At 69.7% G+C, this 15664-nt stretch carries 18 protein-coding genes and 2 pseudogenes; 13 read left to right on the plus strand and 7 right to left on the minus strand.

Features of this window, described 5'->3' with window-relative positions; translation table 11 throughout:
- Window positions 1–25: 25 nt before the first annotated feature.
- From QE381_RS12805 to QE381_RS12820, 4 genes are all read right to left on the minus strand, one after another.
- Window positions 26–661: a DUF2510 domain-containing protein gene (locus tag QE381_RS12805; protein ID WP_307218724.1), complete on the minus strand. Its 636-nt coding sequence runs from the start codon at window positions 659–661 to the stop codon at window positions 26–28.
- Between the two features lie 64 nt (window positions 662–725).
- Window positions 726–881 carry a hypothetical protein gene (locus tag QE381_RS12810; protein WP_307218725.1) on the minus strand — a complete coding sequence of 52 codons (156 nt, stop codon included), beginning with the start codon at window positions 879–881 and terminating at the stop codon, window positions 726–728.
- Between the two features lie 83 nt (window positions 882–964).
- Window positions 965–1396 (minus strand): hypothetical protein, encoded by a 432-nt coding sequence (locus tag QE381_RS12815; RefSeq protein WP_307218727.1) that lies wholly within the window; start codon window positions 1394–1396, stop codon window positions 965–967.
- A 10-nt stretch (window positions 1397–1406) separates the two neighbouring features.
- Window positions 1407–1628: a hypothetical protein gene (locus QE381_RS12820; protein ID WP_307218728.1), complete on the minus strand. Its 222-nt coding sequence runs from the start codon at window positions 1626–1628 to the stop codon at window positions 1407–1409.
- Between QE381_RS12820 and QE381_RS12825 the strand changes: the two genes are divergently transcribed.
- Window positions 1606–2370, plus strand: coding sequence for a HEAT repeat domain-containing protein (locus QE381_RS12825; protein ID WP_307218731.1), 765 nt, complete (start codon window positions 1606–1608; stop codon window positions 2368–2370). The genes QE381_RS12820 and QE381_RS12825 overlap by 23 nt on opposite strands.
- Window positions 2371–2398: 28 nt before the next feature.
- On the opposite strand, the pseudogene QE381_RS12830 reads toward QE381_RS12825, so the two are convergent.
- Window positions 2399–2768 (minus strand): annotated as a pseudogene (locus QE381_RS12830) (VOC family protein).
- A gap of 60 nt (window positions 2769–2828) precedes the next feature.
- Between QE381_RS12830 and QE381_RS12835 the strand changes: the two are divergent.
- The 12 genes and pseudogenes from QE381_RS12835 to QE381_RS12890 all read left to right on the plus strand — a co-directional run bounded on the left by QE381_RS12835 (window position 2829) and on the right by QE381_RS12890 (window position 14361).
- Window positions 2829–3299, plus strand: coding sequence for a MarR family winged helix-turn-helix transcriptional regulator (locus QE381_RS12835; RefSeq protein ID WP_307218733.1), 471 nt, complete (start codon window positions 2829–2831; stop codon window positions 3297–3299).
- Window positions 3300–3309: 10 nt separating this feature from the next.
- Window positions 3310–3768, plus strand: a complete 459-nt coding sequence (locus QE381_RS12840; protein ID WP_307218735.1) for an acyl-CoA thioesterase — start codon at window positions 3310–3312, stop codon at window positions 3766–3768.
- A gap of 215 nt (window positions 3769–3983) precedes the next feature.
- Window positions 3984–4799: a GntR family transcriptional regulator gene (locus tag QE381_RS12845; protein ID WP_307218737.1), complete on the plus strand. Its 816-nt coding sequence runs from the start codon at window positions 3984–3986 to the stop codon at window positions 4797–4799.
- 191 nt (window positions 4800–4990) lie between these two features.
- Window positions 4991–6301: an NtaA/DmoA family FMN-dependent monooxygenase gene (locus QE381_RS12850; RefSeq protein ID WP_307218739.1), complete on the plus strand. Its 1311-nt coding sequence runs from the start codon at window positions 4991–4993 to the stop codon at window positions 6299–6301.
- Window positions 6301–6864: pseudogene (locus tag QE381_RS12855) on the plus strand (ATP-binding cassette domain-containing protein); the annotation flags it as partial. The gene QE381_RS12850 and the pseudogene QE381_RS12855, both read left to right, overlap by 1 nt.
- A gap of 299 nt (window positions 6865–7163) precedes the next feature.
- Window positions 7164–7928: an ABC transporter ATP-binding protein gene (locus tag QE381_RS12860; protein WP_307218741.1), complete on the plus strand. Its 765-nt coding sequence runs from the start codon at window positions 7164–7166 to the stop codon at window positions 7926–7928.
- Window positions 7925–8980, plus strand: a complete 1056-nt coding sequence (locus QE381_RS12865; RefSeq protein ID WP_307218743.1) for an ABC transporter permease — start codon at window positions 7925–7927, stop codon at window positions 8978–8980. The genes QE381_RS12860 and QE381_RS12865 overlap by 4 nt, the downstream gene beginning before the upstream one ends.
- Window positions 8981–9006: 26 nt before the next feature.
- Entirely contained in the window at window positions 9007–9879 is an 873-nt protein-coding gene (locus QE381_RS12870; RefSeq protein WP_307218745.1) for an ABC transporter permease, read from the plus strand.
- Window positions 9880–9959: 80 nt separating this feature from the next.
- Window positions 9960–11624: an ABC transporter substrate-binding protein gene (locus tag QE381_RS12875; RefSeq protein WP_307218747.1), complete on the plus strand. Its 1665-nt coding sequence runs from the start codon at window positions 9960–9962 to the stop codon at window positions 11622–11624.
- 86 nt (window positions 11625–11710) lie between these two features.
- Complete coding sequence (locus tag QE381_RS12880; RefSeq protein WP_307218749.1) at window positions 11711–13024, plus strand: NtaA/DmoA family FMN-dependent monooxygenase; 1314 nt, start codon at window positions 11711–11713, stop codon at window positions 13022–13024.
- Window positions 13025–13057: 33 nt separating this feature from the next.
- Window positions 13058–13549, plus strand: a complete 492-nt coding sequence (locus QE381_RS12885; protein WP_307218751.1) for a flavin reductase family protein — start codon at window positions 13058–13060, stop codon at window positions 13547–13549.
- Window positions 13546–14361, plus strand: a complete 816-nt coding sequence (locus tag QE381_RS12890; protein ID WP_307218752.1) for an aldo/keto reductase — start codon at window positions 13546–13548, stop codon at window positions 14359–14361. Before QE381_RS12885 ends, QE381_RS12890 begins: the two co-directional genes overlap by 4 nt.
- An 89-nt stretch (window positions 14362–14450) precedes the next feature.
- On the opposite strand, the gene QE381_RS12895 is transcribed toward QE381_RS12890, so the two are convergent.
- Both QE381_RS12895 and QE381_RS12900 read right to left on the minus strand, forming a co-directional pair.
- Window positions 14451–14903: a DUF6264 family protein gene (locus QE381_RS12895; RefSeq protein WP_307218754.1), complete on the minus strand. Its 453-nt coding sequence runs from the start codon at window positions 14901–14903 to the stop codon at window positions 14451–14453.
- 16 nt (window positions 14904–14919) lie between these two features.
- A complete protein-coding gene (locus QE381_RS12900; RefSeq protein ID WP_307218755.1) occupies window positions 14920–15543 on the minus strand; it encodes a YdcF family protein in 624 nt (207 codons plus the stop codon).
- Window positions 15544–15664: the final 121 nt, after the last annotated feature.

The following is a 15664-nucleotide window of genomic DNA, read 5'->3' on the forward strand; positions in this document are numbered from 1 at the left end:
GCGGCCGGGCGGCGCCGGCGGACGCTCAGCTCCCGTAGCCCCTGCCGGTCGAGATGCCGCTCTGGATCATCGTCAGCATGGAGTCCATGGCGAGCCACATGATCACGCCGGTGACGATGAAGGAGACCGCCATCGTCGCGCCGAGGCCCCACAGCGGGGCGGCGCCGCGCCCCGTGCGACGCCGGACGACGACCGTACGGCCGATCACGTACACGATGCTGAGGAACTGCCAGGGCCAGGGGAACGGCTGGTCGATCCCCCGCGCGACGAGCGTGCGGTGGTCGAGGTAGGCGAACCACGCGTTGAGGCCGTAGATGACGAAGCCGACCAGGGTCGCTGCCCAGTAGAGCGGTTCGGTGTAGATGCGCAGCGACGCCTCCACACCGCGGCTCGGGTCCGTCAGGATCCCGCGGTAGTCGAAGACCTCGCCCCACGGGACGAACAGCAGGAGGAGGGCGGGGACGACCGGCAGCAGCACGATGAGCCAGATCCAGACGGTGTTCGTATCGGCCCCGGGCGAGCGCCGCGGCGCCGCCGCGGCAGCGGGAGCCGCGGGCTGCTGGTGGGTCGTCCACGCCGTGCCGTCCCAGTACCGGACCGTGCCCGGTGCGGACGGGTCGGGATACCAGCCTGCGGGAGTGGGGAGCTGCGGTGCCGTCATGAGGCGAGCCTAGCGACCCGCCGCGGGCTTCATCCCGACGGTGTGGATGGTGTGGTCGGATGTGTCATCTGCTGAGGATCGCCGCGACGGCGATGACGGCCACCCCGAGAGCCAGGAGGACGACACCCAGGTAGACGCTCCAGTGGGTGCCGTACTTCACGGGTGGCTTACGCGAGCTCGAACGACGGCGCTTGCCGCGGCGTGAACGTGAAGTCGTCATGATGAGAACTTTCTCATCATCGTGTGAACGACTGTTTACAATCCCTGATGAGGGCATGAATACGGGACGCGGCCCGGGCGTGGTCAGCGGCGCTCGCGCGCGAGGAACGGCCGTGGCCACGCTCCGAGGGCGAGGACGGCGAGCACCGTCTGGGCCAGCCCGGTCGCGAAGTAGAGGCCGTGCAGGGGCGACCACACCAGCATGAGCGCCACCTCGGCGAAGATCCAGATCATCATGACCAGGCCGGCCGCGGCCTGCATGCCCGCGGCGAGCCGGAAGCGGCGGTACTGGGCGACGAGCGCGAGCGCCTGTGTGCCGCCCACCACGACGCCGAGGATGACTCCCGGCCACACGTAGCTGCGGAAGATGGTGCCCTCCAGCCATTCCAGCGGGATGCCGAGGCCGCCGCCGACGGTGAGTCCGACCATGCCGATGAGCGCCGACACCGCGTTGAACCACGCGATGACGTACAGGGCGATGCGCAGAGCGCGGGATGTCGGCGCGTCGGAGGTCATGGCGCTCACGCTAGGGCTCGGGCGGCCGCCGCGATGGGGCCGCTATCAGGCGATGAGAACGTCGGGTCACCGCGTCCAGTGCCGGGGCGACGAGGAGCGCCGGGGCCGAGCGGGTGAGCTCCGCCTCGCGTCCGACCCACGGCGGCGTGCTGCCGGCGAGGACGTTGCCGACGACGACACCGATGACGAGCGCGACGGTGCCGGGCACCATGAGCACGCGGGTGAGCGTCATGCGGGTCACGACGGCGGTGCGCCGCTTCGCGCCGTGGCGTAGTTTCGGGGGTGTGGCGACGGGGGCGGACTGGCGGGCGGAGCTGAGCGCGCGGGCGCCGGCGGACTGGCCCGCGTATCTGGACGCGAACTCGGGGCTTCCGGGGCCTCGCGCGAACCTGACGCTCGTGCAGGCGGTGGCGATCGCCGCGGACGCCGAGGCGATCGAGGTCCTGCTGGCCGACGGCGGCGAGTACGCCGTGCTGTGCGCGGCGGCCGCGATCGGCGCGCGGGCGGATGAGGCGGCACGCGAGCCCGCGGCGCGTGCGCTGGCCGTGGACGAGCGCTGGCGCGTGCGGGAGGGGGTGGCGCTCGGTCTGCAGCTGCTCGGCGACCGCGACCCCGCCGGTCTCATCGAGATCGTGCGGCGGTGGGTCGACGATCCCGACCCGCTCGTGGAGCGTGCGGCGGTGGCGGCGATCTGCGAGCCGCGCTTGCTGCGCTCGCCGGATGCGGCGGCCGCGGCGATCGAGGTGTGCCGGCGCGCGACGCGGAACCTCGTCGCCCTGCCGCCGGAGCGGAGGAAGCGGGCGGATGCGCGCACGCTGCGGCAGGCGCTCGGCTACTGCTGGAGCGTGGCGGTCGCGGCCGATCCCGCCGCCGGGCTCGACGTGTTCCTGGCCCTGGATGCGTCCGATCCCGATGTCGCGTGGATCGTGGACCAGAACCGGCGCAAGAAGCGCCTGGCATCCCTGCTGCCGTGAGGCGGGGCGTCGCGTCGAGCCCGTGCGGTCAGGCGCGGTCGTGGAGCGTGATCTGGTAGCCGTCGGGGTCGGCGAAGGTGAACGTGCGGCCGAACGGTCCGTCGATCGGGGCCGCGACGATCGTGTGGCCGTCGGCGACGAGTGCGTCGTGGATCTCCTGGACGCCCGTCGCGTGGAGCCAGATCGCGGCGCCGACGCCCGGCTGGGGGATCGCGTCGAGGTCGGTGCCGGGGGACGACATCCCGCACCGCGAAGGCCACGGGCGTGGTGTCGAAGACGACGGCGTGCGGCGGGCCGGCGGGGGAGCGGACGAGCCCGAGGTAGGTCTCGTAGAAGGTCTGCGAGACATCGAGGTCGCGCACCTGGAGGGAGATGAAGTCGGGGCCGGTGACGGGCATGGGGTGTTCCTTCCTTTTTGTCAGTTATCTGACATAGCGACTGTATGTCAGAATACTGACATGAGTCAAGCCGGCATCGACCTGGACACCTCGATCGGCTACTTGCTGAAGGAGGCATCGAGCGTGCTGCGTGCGGCGATGGAGGACGTGCTGCGCCCGCTCGGGATGACGGTGACGCACTACTCGTGCCTGGAGCTGCTGGCGCAGCGTCCCGGTCTGTCGAACTCGGAGCTCGCGCGGGGCACGTTCGTGACTCGGCAGTCGATGAACGTGCTGCTGCAGTCGCTGGAGCGCGCCGGCGAGGTGTCGCGGCCGGCGGAGGCCCCGGTGGGGCGGGCGCTGCCGGCGCGGCTCACACCGCATGGGCGCCGGCGGCTCGAGAAGGCGTCGGCGGCGGTGCGGTCGGTGGAGGTGCGGATGCTGGCGGAGCTGAGCGAGGCGGATCGGGCGGCGGCGCTCCGCATCCTGCGCAGCATCGTGAACTCGCTGCGGGACGCCAACGCCCAGGAGCCCGACACATCGCGGGAGTAGCGTTGTCGGCGTGACGGAATCCCAGTGGCACCCTTCTGAGGACGGCATCAACTTCCACACGCGCAAGTGGGTGAAGCCCGAGGACCTGAATGCGAACGGCACCCTGTTCGGGGGCAGCCTGCTGCGGTGGATCGATGAGGAAGCGGCGATCTACGCCATCATCCAGCTCGGCAACTACCGCGTGGTCACGAAGCTGATCTCGGAGATCAACTTCGAGGCGTCGGCGCTGCAGGGCGATCTGATCGAGATGGGCCTGACGGCGACGCGCTTCGGGCGCACCTCGCTGACGATGCGCGCCGTGGTGCGCAACATGATCACGCGCAAGCGCATCCTCACGATCGAGCGGCTCGTGTTCGTGAGCGTCGATGAGAACGGACAGCCGACGCCGCACGGCTACGACGAGATCACCTACAACCGCGACCGGATGCCGCGGGAGCACCCCGCGACGGGCAGCATCCGCATCGACTGACGTTCGGCTTCGGGCCGGGTCGGGGTCGTGCGCCCGGCGTCGGATCCGGACCCTCGCGTGTAGCCCACCGCGGACGTCACCGTTCTCGCGCGGGCCGTGACAAAACTTCTGGCGCTGGATCTTTCGCGTATCGAAACACCGTCGAAACGACACAGGCGGAATCTGATTGCCACCGGAACAACTCTTTCGCGGAACCGACGGCACTCGGAGGACGCATGAGCGGCGCAGCAGGCGTCAGTCGCGGGTCCGTCCGCGCCTCCTCGGGTCACTCACGCAGAGCGTATGAGCTCGTGCGGGCGCGGATCCGGTCGGGCTGGGTCCCCGCGAACGGTGTCCTGATCGAGAACGAGCTGATCCACTTGACGGGCCTGCCGCGGGCGAGCATCCGCCAGGCGCTGAACCGGCTCGCGGACGAGGGGCTGATCGCCCGGCAACGTCATTCCGGCACCCGCGTGCTCGGCGAGCAGTACCGGATCCCGGTCGACGACATCCTGCCGTCCCACACCCCGCCCGGCTTCATGTATCGCAAGCTCTCGGACCGGGTGGTCCCCATGATCCCGCTCGTGCAAGCGGCGCTCGAGTGCGACGAGGCCGAGGTCGGAGTGGTCGAGCAGGTGTTCGAGCACGTGACGGCGGATGGTGCGGAACCGGTCGGGGTGCGCACGGCCTACTACCGGCCGGGCATCCACCAGCCGGAGTCGTGGCCGACCTGCCCCAGCCTGGAGTTCGCGTTCCGATACGTGTTCGGCGTCGCGCTCGGCGATGTCGAGACCGTGATCGGCGCCGTCGCGGCGGATGACGACGCCGCCGCCCTCCTGCACATCCCGGTGGGCATGCCCCTGCTGGTGAGGGAGCAGCGGTTCATCGACGTCGCCGGCGTCGTGCAGGAGTACAGCTTCTCGCACTATCGCGCAGACCGTGTCTCCTTCCCGCTGCGGGACCGGACGGGGCGATTCTCCGGCGTGCTCGCGGCCGAGCCGGGCACACCCGAGCTCGTCGCCTACCGGGAACGCGCGCTGTCGGTCCAGTGACGCGTGCGCGGCGGCGCGGTCGCCGACGCGCACCGTACCGCCGGCTTCTCGGCGTTATTGCTGCGTGATCCCTGTCTTTCCGCGGCTTCGCGGGGCGAAAACGCGGCGTAAAAGCGGAGCAATTCCGGCGATTTCTCCGTCGGACACACTGACTGCACACCGCAACCGCGCAAGACGGAAGGAGGGATCCGATGTTTCATCTCGGCTGGTTTCTCGGCAACGGCTTCGGCATTCAGCCCTGGCACACGACCTTCTCGGGTCGGGGCATGACCGAGTGGATGAAGCCCGACCTCTACCGCGACCTGACCAGCTCGCTCGAACGCGGCGGGTACGACTACGTCTTCATCGAGGACACGTCCATGGTGGAGGACACCTACGGCGGCTCGGCGGAGACGACTCTGCGGCGGGGGTTCATGGCGCCGAAGAACGATCCCATGCCGCTCGTGCCCCTGATGGTCCAGCACTCCCGGCACATCGGCGTGATCGCCACGCTCTCGACGACGCAGTACCCGCCGTATCTCGCCGCCCGTCAGGGCGTCACCCTCGATCACCTGACCGAGGGGCGTTTCGGGATGAACATCGTCACGAGCGTCACGCACCGCGTGGGGCAGAACTTCGGGCTCGACAAGCTGCCCCCTCACGACGAGCGCTACGCGCGGGCCGCCGAGTGGATGGATGTCGTCGGCAAGCTGTGGAGCTCGTGGGGCGAGGATGCCCTGGTCCTCGACCCGGCGGTGCCTCGTTACGCCGACCACACGAAGGTCGCCCCGATCGACCACCGGGGCGAGCACTTCTCCGTCCGCGGTCCGCTCAACACCGTGCCGGGTCCGCAGCGACGGCCGGTGATCGCGCAGGCGGGCAACTCCGTGCCGGGTCGTGAGCTGGCGGCCGCGTACGCCGACACGATGCTGGCGATGGGCCGCGACGTCGCGCAGATGAAGGCGTTCCGCCAGGACATGCGGGCCCGCGCCGCCGCCCACGGGCGGAACCCCGACGACCTCAAGGTCATGTTCCTCGTCACGCCCATGCTGGGCGAGACCGACGCCCACGCGCGCGAACGCGAGGAGGAGCGCGTGCGGTACATGAGCTCGGACGCCGCGATCGAGCGCGCGCTGTGGGAGCTGTCGTACATCTCCGGCGGCGAGGTCGACTTCGCGTCCTTCGATCTCGACGCGAAGATGCCCGACATCATCGGCAACGGCGAGCAGAGCTCGATGCGCCAGTACGTCACCGGCAACGAGGACAAGACGCTGCGGGATGTCGTGACCTCGGTGCGCCAGATCGGCGACCTCGGGCTGATCGGCTCCCCGGACACCGTCGCCGCGATGATGGGCGAGCTCATGGCCGAGGTCGGGGGCGACGGCTTCCTCTTCTACCCCGAGGTCACCCGTCGCACGATCGCGGAGTACGCGGACGGTCTGAGTCCCGCCCTCCGTCGCCGCGGGCTGATCCGCGACGGCTACGACCACGCGACGCTGCGCGAGAACCTGCGGGCGTTCTGATGACCACGTTCACCGCTCCGCCCTCGGGGATCCGGGACCCTGCCGCGGGCCTCGTGCTCGAGAACCTGACGGTGTCGTACGACGGCCACGCGGCGGTGGAGAACGCCTCGCTGCGGATCGGGCCCGGGGAGCGCTGCGCGATCATCGGCGAGTCCGGCTCGGGCAAGACGACGGTGTGCATGGCCGCATCCGGGTTCCTGCCCCGCACCGCCACGATCGTCGCGGCGCGCCGGGAGTTCGAGGGGCAGCCGATCGGCGCGGTGAAGCAGAAGACCCTGATCGCTCCCCGCGTGCCCGGGATCGTGACGATCTTCCAGGACGCGATGGCCTCGCTCGACCCGGTCAGCACCGTGGGGCACCAGTTCCGCTCGGTGCTTCGCGGTGTGGAGCGACAGCGGCGCGCGGCGATGAAGCGCCGCGCCCGCGAGCTGCTGATATCGGTCGGCCTGACGGACCTGGACCGCATCTGGGCGTCGCGGCCGGGGAACCTGTCGGGCGGCATGCGGCAGCGGGTCATGATCGCGCTCGCGCTGGCGGCGGAGCCGCGGCTGGTGATCGCCGACGAGCCCACGAGCGCGCTCGACGCCTCCGTGGCGCGCGAGACGATGGAGGTGCTGAGCCGGCTCACCGCGTCCACCGGCGCGAGCCTGCTCATCGTCTCGCACGACATCGCGCTGTGCGCCCGGTACGTCGACCGGCTGATCGTGATGCGCGGCGGAGCGATCGTCGACCGGCTCACGCCGAAGGAGCTGCGGGAGCGGCCGGTGGGCGAGTCGTACGCGCGGGGGCTGCTCGACAGCATTCCCCACGATGGACAACTGGGATGTCGGGCGTCTGGCCTCGATCGAAGGGCGGTCGGTCGATGCTTGAGCTCGTCGATGTCCGTCGGGTCTTCCGCGTCGGGATCGAGTCGCACGTGGCTCTGGCGGACGTCTCGTTCGAGGTCGGCGCGGGCGAACGCGTGGGGATCATCGGCGAGTCCGGGTCCGGGAAGTCGACGCTCGTGCGTCTCGCGCTGGGGCTGGACCGCCCGGACGGCGGAGTCGTGCGGTACGAGGGGACGTCGGTGGCCGAGATGGGCCGGCGGGACCTGCTCGCGTACCGGCGCGCCGTGCAGTGGATCGGGCAGGACACGGGAGGCGCGTTCAACCCGCGGTGGACCGTGCGCCAGACCATGATGCGGGTGAACTCGCGGCTCTGCGGGCTGAGCCGGGAGGAGGCGACGTCGCGCATCGAGGGGCTGACGGCGCGGATGGGGCTGGATCCGGCCCTGCTGGATCGTCGGCCCGGCGCGCTCTCCGGCGGACAGCGTCAGCGCTTCGCGATCGTCCGTGCCGTGCTGCCGCGGCCCCGGCTGCTGCTCGCCGACGAGGCCGTCTCCGCGCTGGACGTGTCGGTGCAGGCCGTGGTCCTCAATCTGCTCCGGGAGTACTGCGAGGACGAGGGGTGCGCCCTGTTGTTCGTCTCGCACGGGCTGCCCGCCACCGCGTTCATGACGACGCGGATCCTCGTCATGCGCGCCGGCCGCGTCGTCGAGTCCGGGCCCACGGCCCAGGTGCTCAGAGACCCCCAGCACGACTACGCCCGAGCCCTCGTGGACGCCTACACCTATTCGGAGGACGCATGAGCATCGCCGACGCCGCCGTTCACGCATGGCGGTCGCAGCTGTGGTGGCTTCGCCGGCTCGTGATGATCCCGGTCTACCTGTTCCTGTTCTGCGTCGTGCTCTTCTTTCTCGTCCGCGCGATCCCGGGCGACCCCGTGACCAATGCCACGGGCGGGCAGAACATCACCCAGGAGCAGTACGCGCGGATGCAGGAGGCGATGGGCCTGGGCGGCTCGCTCTGGGACCAGCTGCTCGCCTATCTCGGGCGTCTGGTGACGGGCGATCTGGGCACGTCTTTCAGCACGGGCGCGCTGGTCTCCGACGACCTCGCCCGGGTGATCCCCGGAACCGTGCAGAACGCGCTGCTCGCGGCGGTGGGCATTGTCCTGCTCGGCGTCGCGGCGGGAACGATCGTGCTCTGGCGCCCTTCGAGCGTGGCTGGCCGGGTGGTGACGTTCGTCGCCCGCGCGGCCGGCGCCGTGCCCGACTTCGTGCTCGGGATCTTCGGCATCCTCGTGTTCTTCGTGATCCTGCGGGTGGCTCCGGCGCCCATCGGGCTGTTCGACGTCGTGCTCCTGCCGCCGCCGACGATCACCGGGTTCAGTCTCATCGACTCCGCGCTCGCCGGACGGTGGGACGTCTGGCTCTCGATCGTGAACCATCTGTGGCTGCCGACGCTGACGCTCGTGCTCGCGTACGGTCCGATGCTCCTCAAGGTGCTCCTGCCCGGCCTGACAGAGAGCGCGGAGGCGGCACCGACGAAGTTCGCGGTCGCGACGGGTCAGCATCCGGCGGCCGTGATCTGGTCGGTGTGGCGGCGGGCGGCGCCGGCCGCGCTGGCCATGTTCGGCACGCTGTTCGGATTCCTGCTCGGCGGCGCCGTGATCATCGAGCAGCTGTTCGCCCTGCAGGGGAGCGCCCAGTACGCCGTGAACGCCGTCAAGCGCAGCGACTACGCCGCGCTGCAGGGGATCCTGCTGGCGATCGCCCTCATCTCGCTCCTCGTCTTCCTCGCGGTGGACATCGTCACCGGCATCCTCGATCCGCGCCGGCGGACCGTCGTCACGAACTGAACCGATCGTCCCAGGAGGCAGAGGTCATGAGCGCTCTCGATATCGCAGACGGGCCCGCGGTGCGCGCGCGCCGCATGCGCAGGCTTCCGAGCGCCGGCACGGTGGTCGTCGTCGCGGGGCTCCTGCTGGTGCTGGTGCTCTGCGTCGTGGGGGACTCCCTGAGCCCGTGGCCGGCCACGAAGGTGATCGCGGCGCCGTACCTGCCGCCCGATGCGCAGCACCTCTTCGGCACGGACTCGGCGGGGATGGACGTCTTCGCCCGCACGGTCGCCGGGCTCCGCATCGACGTCGCGATCGGGGTGGCGACGGCGGTCGTGAGCACCGTGCTCGGCCTGCTGATCGGGCTGTGCGGCGGACTGGTCGAACGGTCGCGCAGCAGGATGCTCCGATTCGTCGGTCAGGTGATCTTCCGTGCGCTCGATCTGCTGCAGGCGCTCCCGGCCATCATCATCGGACTCGTGCTGGTCGCCTTCTTCGGGATCAGCCCGGTGACGCTGATCGCCGCCATGGTCGTCGCGCTCACCCCCAACCAGGCCCGCCTGGTGCGGGCCGAGGTGCTCCGCGTCTCCGGCGAGGTCTACATCGAGAACGCGCGGGTCTCGGGCGAGTCGGTCCTGTCGACCGCGTTCCGCTACGTGCTGCCGAACTCGGCGTGGCCCGCGCTGGAGAACTCCACGCTCGTGTTCGCCTCCACGGTCGCGCTCGTCGCCGGGCTCGGTTTCCTCGGCGTCGGGCTGGCCCCGCCGACGCCCGAGTGGGGCGCCATGATCTCGACGGAAGTCTCCGGTGTGCTCACCGGGTACTGGTGGCCCGTGCTGTTCCCCGCGGTCGCGATGATGCTCACCACCGTCCTCGTCGTCGCGCTCAACCGCCGGCTGGTCCGCGTGTCCTCTCCGTGACGCGCTCGCCGGTCCGCTTCCTCCCGACTCGCACCGCTCCGCCCCTCAGCTGCACCCCCACCCACTAAAGGAGTCTCGTCATGCCCGAAATGTCAGATCCGCACGCGCCCAGGCGGCGCCTGCGTCGCAGTTCCCTCGCCCTGGTCCTCGCGGCCGCCTTCGCCCTCAGCGCGTGCGCCGCGGGAGGCAGCGGCACGAGCTCGTCGGCCGACGCGGGGAGCACGATCACGATCGTCCAGCCCGACAACAACATGGGCTGGTCGCTCGACTACACGTTCAGCGGGATGGAGCAGTCCATCAACACCCAGGCGACGCTGCTGCGCAAGCCGTACGTCGACACGGACCAGGCCGGTGTCCAGGCGCAGAACCTGGCCTCCTTCCAGCCGTACCTCGCGGAGTCGATGGATGTCAGCTCCGACGGCCTCGTGTACACGTTCCACCTGCGCAAGGGCGTCGTCAGCGCGCACGGCAACCCACTGACGGCGGAGGACGTGCGGTGGTCGTTCGAGCGCAAGTTCAAGACGGCGACATCCGTGTCCTACCCGGCCGCGGGCCCGGTCTGGTACGACCCGGCGAAGCAGATCAGCGTGGTCGACGACATGACCGTGTCGTTCACGTTGACCGACGCGGGATACGGCTCGGAGTTCCAGGCTCTGCTCTCGGACGTGCTGGGCGAGGTGTACGACTCGGTCTGGCTGAAGCAGAACGCGACCGCCGAGGACCCGTACGCTGTCGCCTTCTCGGCGAAGAACCCGAACTTCGGGTTCGGCCCGTACGAGGTCACGCAGTGGGATCCCTCGACCGGGGCGACCCTCGTCGCGCGTGACGATGCCGGCCTTCCGATCACGCCCGCCGTCAAGACGATCATCGTGCGCATCGTCCCGGACAGCGGCGCACGCGTCACGGCCGTGCAGAGCGGGAGCGCCGACATCGCCGAGAACGTGGATCCCGCGGCACTGGCCGATCTGAGCAAGAACCCGAGTGTCACGGTTCCCGCGGTGGACAACTCCAACCAGCACGTGATGATCCCGCTCCTGACGAACAAGGCGCCGTTCGACAACCAGCTCGTGCGTCAGGCGTTCGCGTACGCGGTGCCGTACCAGCAGATCATCGACAACGTGTTCCACGGTCGAGCGGTGCGCAACGGCTCCGGATTCCTCGACACGAAGGCGCCCGGGTACTCGGACGCCGGGCTGCCGGACTACACGTACGATCCGGCGAAGGCGAAGTCGCTGCTGGCTCAGGCCGGTGTCAGCGCCCCCGTCGCGTTCTCGCTCGTGGTCAGCGCCTCCGACCCCGACCTGAACAACGCCGCGATCCAGATCAAGTCGGCGGCGGCGGATGCCGGGTTCGACGTCACGATCGACAAGCAGGACCAGTCGGCGTTCAACGCCCAGCGGGTGGATCACTCCAGCCAGGCGTTCATCCTGCGCGACTACGCCATCACGATGACGCCCGGGTACGAGCTGAACGTCTACACGGCCAAGGGCTCGGGCAACAACCTCGCCGACTGGGAGGACGACACCTTCTACTCGCTCAAGGCGGCCGGCTACGCCTTCCCCGACGCGTTCTCCTCGGAGGCGGGCGCGGCGTGGGCGGCGGCGCAGGCCTACTGGATCACGGCATCCCCCATTGTGTTCGTCGCGCAGACGCAGCCGCCCGTGCTGCTGAGCTCGAAGGTCACGGGCTACGCGACGCGATCCGACCAGTGGATGGACTACTCGAACCTCAGCGTCACCCGCTGACCACACCCGGATGCCGAGGGGCGGGGGACTACCCCCCCCACCCCCGCCCCTCGGCGCCCGTTCTCACCCCAGAAAGGCTTCACCCCATGTTTCAGCTCGGCTGGTTCGGCAACCTGACGGCTCCCGAGTGGGCGCCTTCGCCCACCTCCCCGTACGTCACCGATGATGCGACCACCTGGATGGACGGCCGGTTCTACATCGACCAGGCACGCAACCTCGAACGTGCGGGCTTCGACTTCCTCATGCTGGAGGACTCGCTGATGGTGCCCGACATGTACCGGGGCACGTCGGAGATGGCGTTGAAGCACGCCCGGTACGCGCCCAAGCTCGACCCGGTGGTCGCGGCATCCATGCTCGCCTACGCCACGGAGCACATCGGCATCATCTGCACGGCCTCGACGACCTTCTACAACCCGTATCAGCTGGCACGTCAGTTCGCGACGCTGGACCATCTGACGAGGGGACGCATCGGGTGGAACATGGTCACGAGCTCCGAGGACCGCGCCGCGCAGAACTTCGGGATGGAACGCTTGCCCGAGCACGACCTCCGCTACGAGATGGCGGACGAGTTCAAGCGGTGCGTGGAGGCGCTGTGGATGTCGTGGGACGAGGACGCGATCGTCGCCGACCCCGACACGGGCTACTACGCCGACTTCACCAAGGTGCATCGCGCCGACTTCGAGGGTCGCTTCTACTCGTCGCGCGGCCCGTTGAACGTTCCCCGCAGCCCGCAGGGCACCCCGGTCTACTGCCAGGCGGGGGGCTCCCCGAAGGGGCGCGACTTCGCGGCGAAGCACACGGACCTGATCCTCAACATCCCGATCGGCGTGGAGGGGATGAAGGAGTTCCGCAACGACATCCGCCGGCGGGCGGAGGGCTTCGGGCGCAACCCCGACGACATCAAGGTGTTCTGGGTCGTGCTGCCGATCATCGGCGAGACGGAAGCCGAGGCGAAGGCGATCGAGCAGGCATGGGCCGACGCGAAGGACTACAACTTCGAGATCAACATGGCGCACTTCGAGGCGACGCAGGAGATCGACATGTCCCAGTTCGATCCCGACAAGCCGCTTCCGGACGACGTCACCACGAACGGTCACCAGTCCACGCTGGCCAACACGAAGAAGGCGTGGGGCGACAAGACCATTCGGGAGGCGGCGTCGGAGAGCAGCCGCATCACGTCGATCCCGCTCGTGGGGACGGCGGACCAGGTGGCGGAGCGCATGGGCGAGGTCGCGGAGGAGGTGGGCGGCGACGGCTTCCTCATCTACAACCAGCCGATGAGCCGCCATTACATCGCGTCGATCACAGACGGCCTGGCTCCCGCGCTGCGCCGGCGCGGACTGATCCGCACGGGCTTCAAGCACCAGCACCTGCGCGACAACCTGCGCGACTTCGCGTGAGGCGGCCGAGATGACCACGATGGAGGTGGCGTGATGCTCGCACCCTACGATTCGGACACCCGAGCCCTGCGCGACGCGTTCGCGGCGTTTCCCTGCGGCGTCGCGGCGCTCGCGGCGACGGTGGACGGCGACCGGCAGATCCTGGTGGCGTCGTCGTTCACGGTGGGGGTGTCGCAGGAGCCGCCGCTCGTGATGTTCGCCGTGCAGCGCTCGTCGACGACGTGGCCGGTGCTCGCGCGGGCGCAGGCGCTCGGGGTGTCGATCCTGGGCGAGTCGCACGCCGAGAAGACGCGGCAGCTCGCGTCGCGCGAGAAGGCGGCACGGTTCGTGGGGATCGACACGTACACGTCCGAGCGCGGTGCCCTGTTCCTGGAGGGCGCGGCGGTGTGGATGGAGTGCGTCGTGGAGGACACGCATGCGGCGGGCGACCACGAGATCGTCGTGCTGCGGGTGCTCGGGCTGCGGACCGAGGCGCATCGGCCGCTCGTGTGGCATCGTTCGTCGTTCACCCGCCTGGCGTCGTGACCGGCCCGGGGCCGCGGCCGGGCCTCGGCACCTGGCAGCTCGGCGGATCCACGGCCGTGACGGTCGTCGGGGACGCGCTGCGGCTCGGGTACCGGACGATCGACACCGCCGCGGCCTACGGGAACGAGGCGGAGGTCGGCCGGGCGCTCGCCGCATCCGCCGTCGACCTCGAGCAGATCACCGTGATCACGAAGGTCTGGCCGAGCGACTACGAGCGCGTGGCGGCGGCGGTGGACGAGAGCAGGTTGAGACTGGGTCTCGACGTGATCGGAACGGTGCTGCTGCACTGGCCGGTGCCCCGAGACTTTGAGCGCACGGTCCGCGCGTTCGCTGCGCTGTTGGAGGCGAGGGAACGCGGACGGCTCCGCTCTGCCGGGGTCTCGAACTTCCTGCCGGAGCATCTCGCCCGGTTGCACGAGGCGATCGGCGTGGTGCCCGAGGTGAACCAGGTCGAGCTGCATCCCTACCTTGCCGGTCCTGTGCGTGCGCCGCGGTCGGAGCGGCTCGCGCTGCAGGCGCACTCGCCCTTCGGTGGGCAGGTCCCCGCGGGTGGGGCGCCGGTGGACGATCCGGAGATCCGCGAGATCGCCGCGGAGGTCGGTGCGACGCCCGCCCAGGTCGTGCTCGCGTGGCTTCGGGAGCACGGGGTGACCGCGCTGCCGAAGACGACCTCCGCCGGGCGCCTGTCCGAGAACCTTGCGTCGACGGACGTCGTCTTGACCGCGGCGCACATGGCGCGCATCGACGGGCTGGACCGCGGAGCCCGGCGCGGCCCCGACCCACGCGAGGTGCACGACACGACCTTCGGCTGAGGCGTGTCGGCCGCCATTTTGGGCCGGGCCGCGGGGTCGTCGGGATACGACGGTCCGCAGAACGGGCTTATCGCCGGCGGCCCCGTGGTTCAGGCGAGCAGGTAGCTGAGTGCGAGGGCGATCGCCCCCAGCATCGAGGCGACCGCCCCACCGATGAGAGGCACGTAGAACGCCGCGCGTCGTTTCACGAGCAGGAGCACGCTGACGATCCAGGTTGCGGCGAACACGAGCGTGAGAGCCCAGGCGATGCCGGTGAGCGCGTAGCCGGCCGTCTCGGTCAGGCCGAACCGGCTCGATGCCTCGCCTGGGCCAGCTAACGCGAACATCAGCGGCGTGGGCGGAACGATCAAGAGGATGCCGTAGCCCACGACTGAGAGCCCCAGAAGAATCCAGGTGAGAGCTCGCTGGCCGCTGCGGTGTCCGAGGGGAGATGCAGGGCGTTCAGCGGTCGCAGGGCGCTGTTGCGGTGTGAAGTAACCGCTCGGATCGGGTGGCCCGTACGTCATGGTGCTGAGTGTGGCAGCGGCCGGGTCGCCGGGCAACGAGACTGATCGTGCTTCACGGGCAGGGGGTCGCCCAGGCCTTCACGAACGCAGTCGTCTGATAGGCGTACTGGTAGATCCAGTCGGTCAACGACAGGTGTTCATCGACGCCGACGACGGTGACGTCGCCCGCGTAGCACTTGGCGAAGATGTAGCGGGTGCGCGCGACATGCGGGGTGAAGGTGATCACGACGGTCTTGCCGACCTTGTGCGTCTTGGCGTACTCGGTGAGCATCTTCGCTTCGCCCTTGGTCGTGAAGGGGGCCGGTGTCTCGCACGTCACGCCGTGCTCTTGGCAGAAATCGAGTGAGGATGCGTCGAACGTCGCATCGCCGCGTTTGTCGTCGGAGCTGGACACCGAGACCAGTGCGTGCAGCGAGGGGTCGTCGTCGCGCAACTTCTCGGCGAGATCGATCCGCTGCTCGCGCGGCGGTCCTATGACGTAGACGAGGTCCGCCCCATCGGCATCGCCCTGCGGTGGAAACACGTAGAGCGGAAGCCCGGCGATGATCGCCGTCGCGACGAGCGCGACCACGGCGATCAACACCACCCGGATCGGCCGGATACGGCGCCGTCGTCCCCCGGGGGCGACACGCTGCGGGCCGGTGCCCGTCGCACCCGGGGAGGCTGTCGTGGTCACACGAGCGATGCTACTTGCGCGGCGTGAACGCCGCGTTTCCTCCTCGCGCTGACATGACGCCGGATGAATCCGGGTATGAATCGAGTGTGAAAGTGCCTCGTTGACAGGGATTCTCCCCCAA

The organism is Microbacterium sp. SORGH_AS_0888 (assembly GCF_030818905.1).
In the GTDB taxonomy this organism is placed as follows: Bacteria; Actinomycetota; Actinomycetes; order Actinomycetales; family Microbacteriaceae; genus Microbacterium.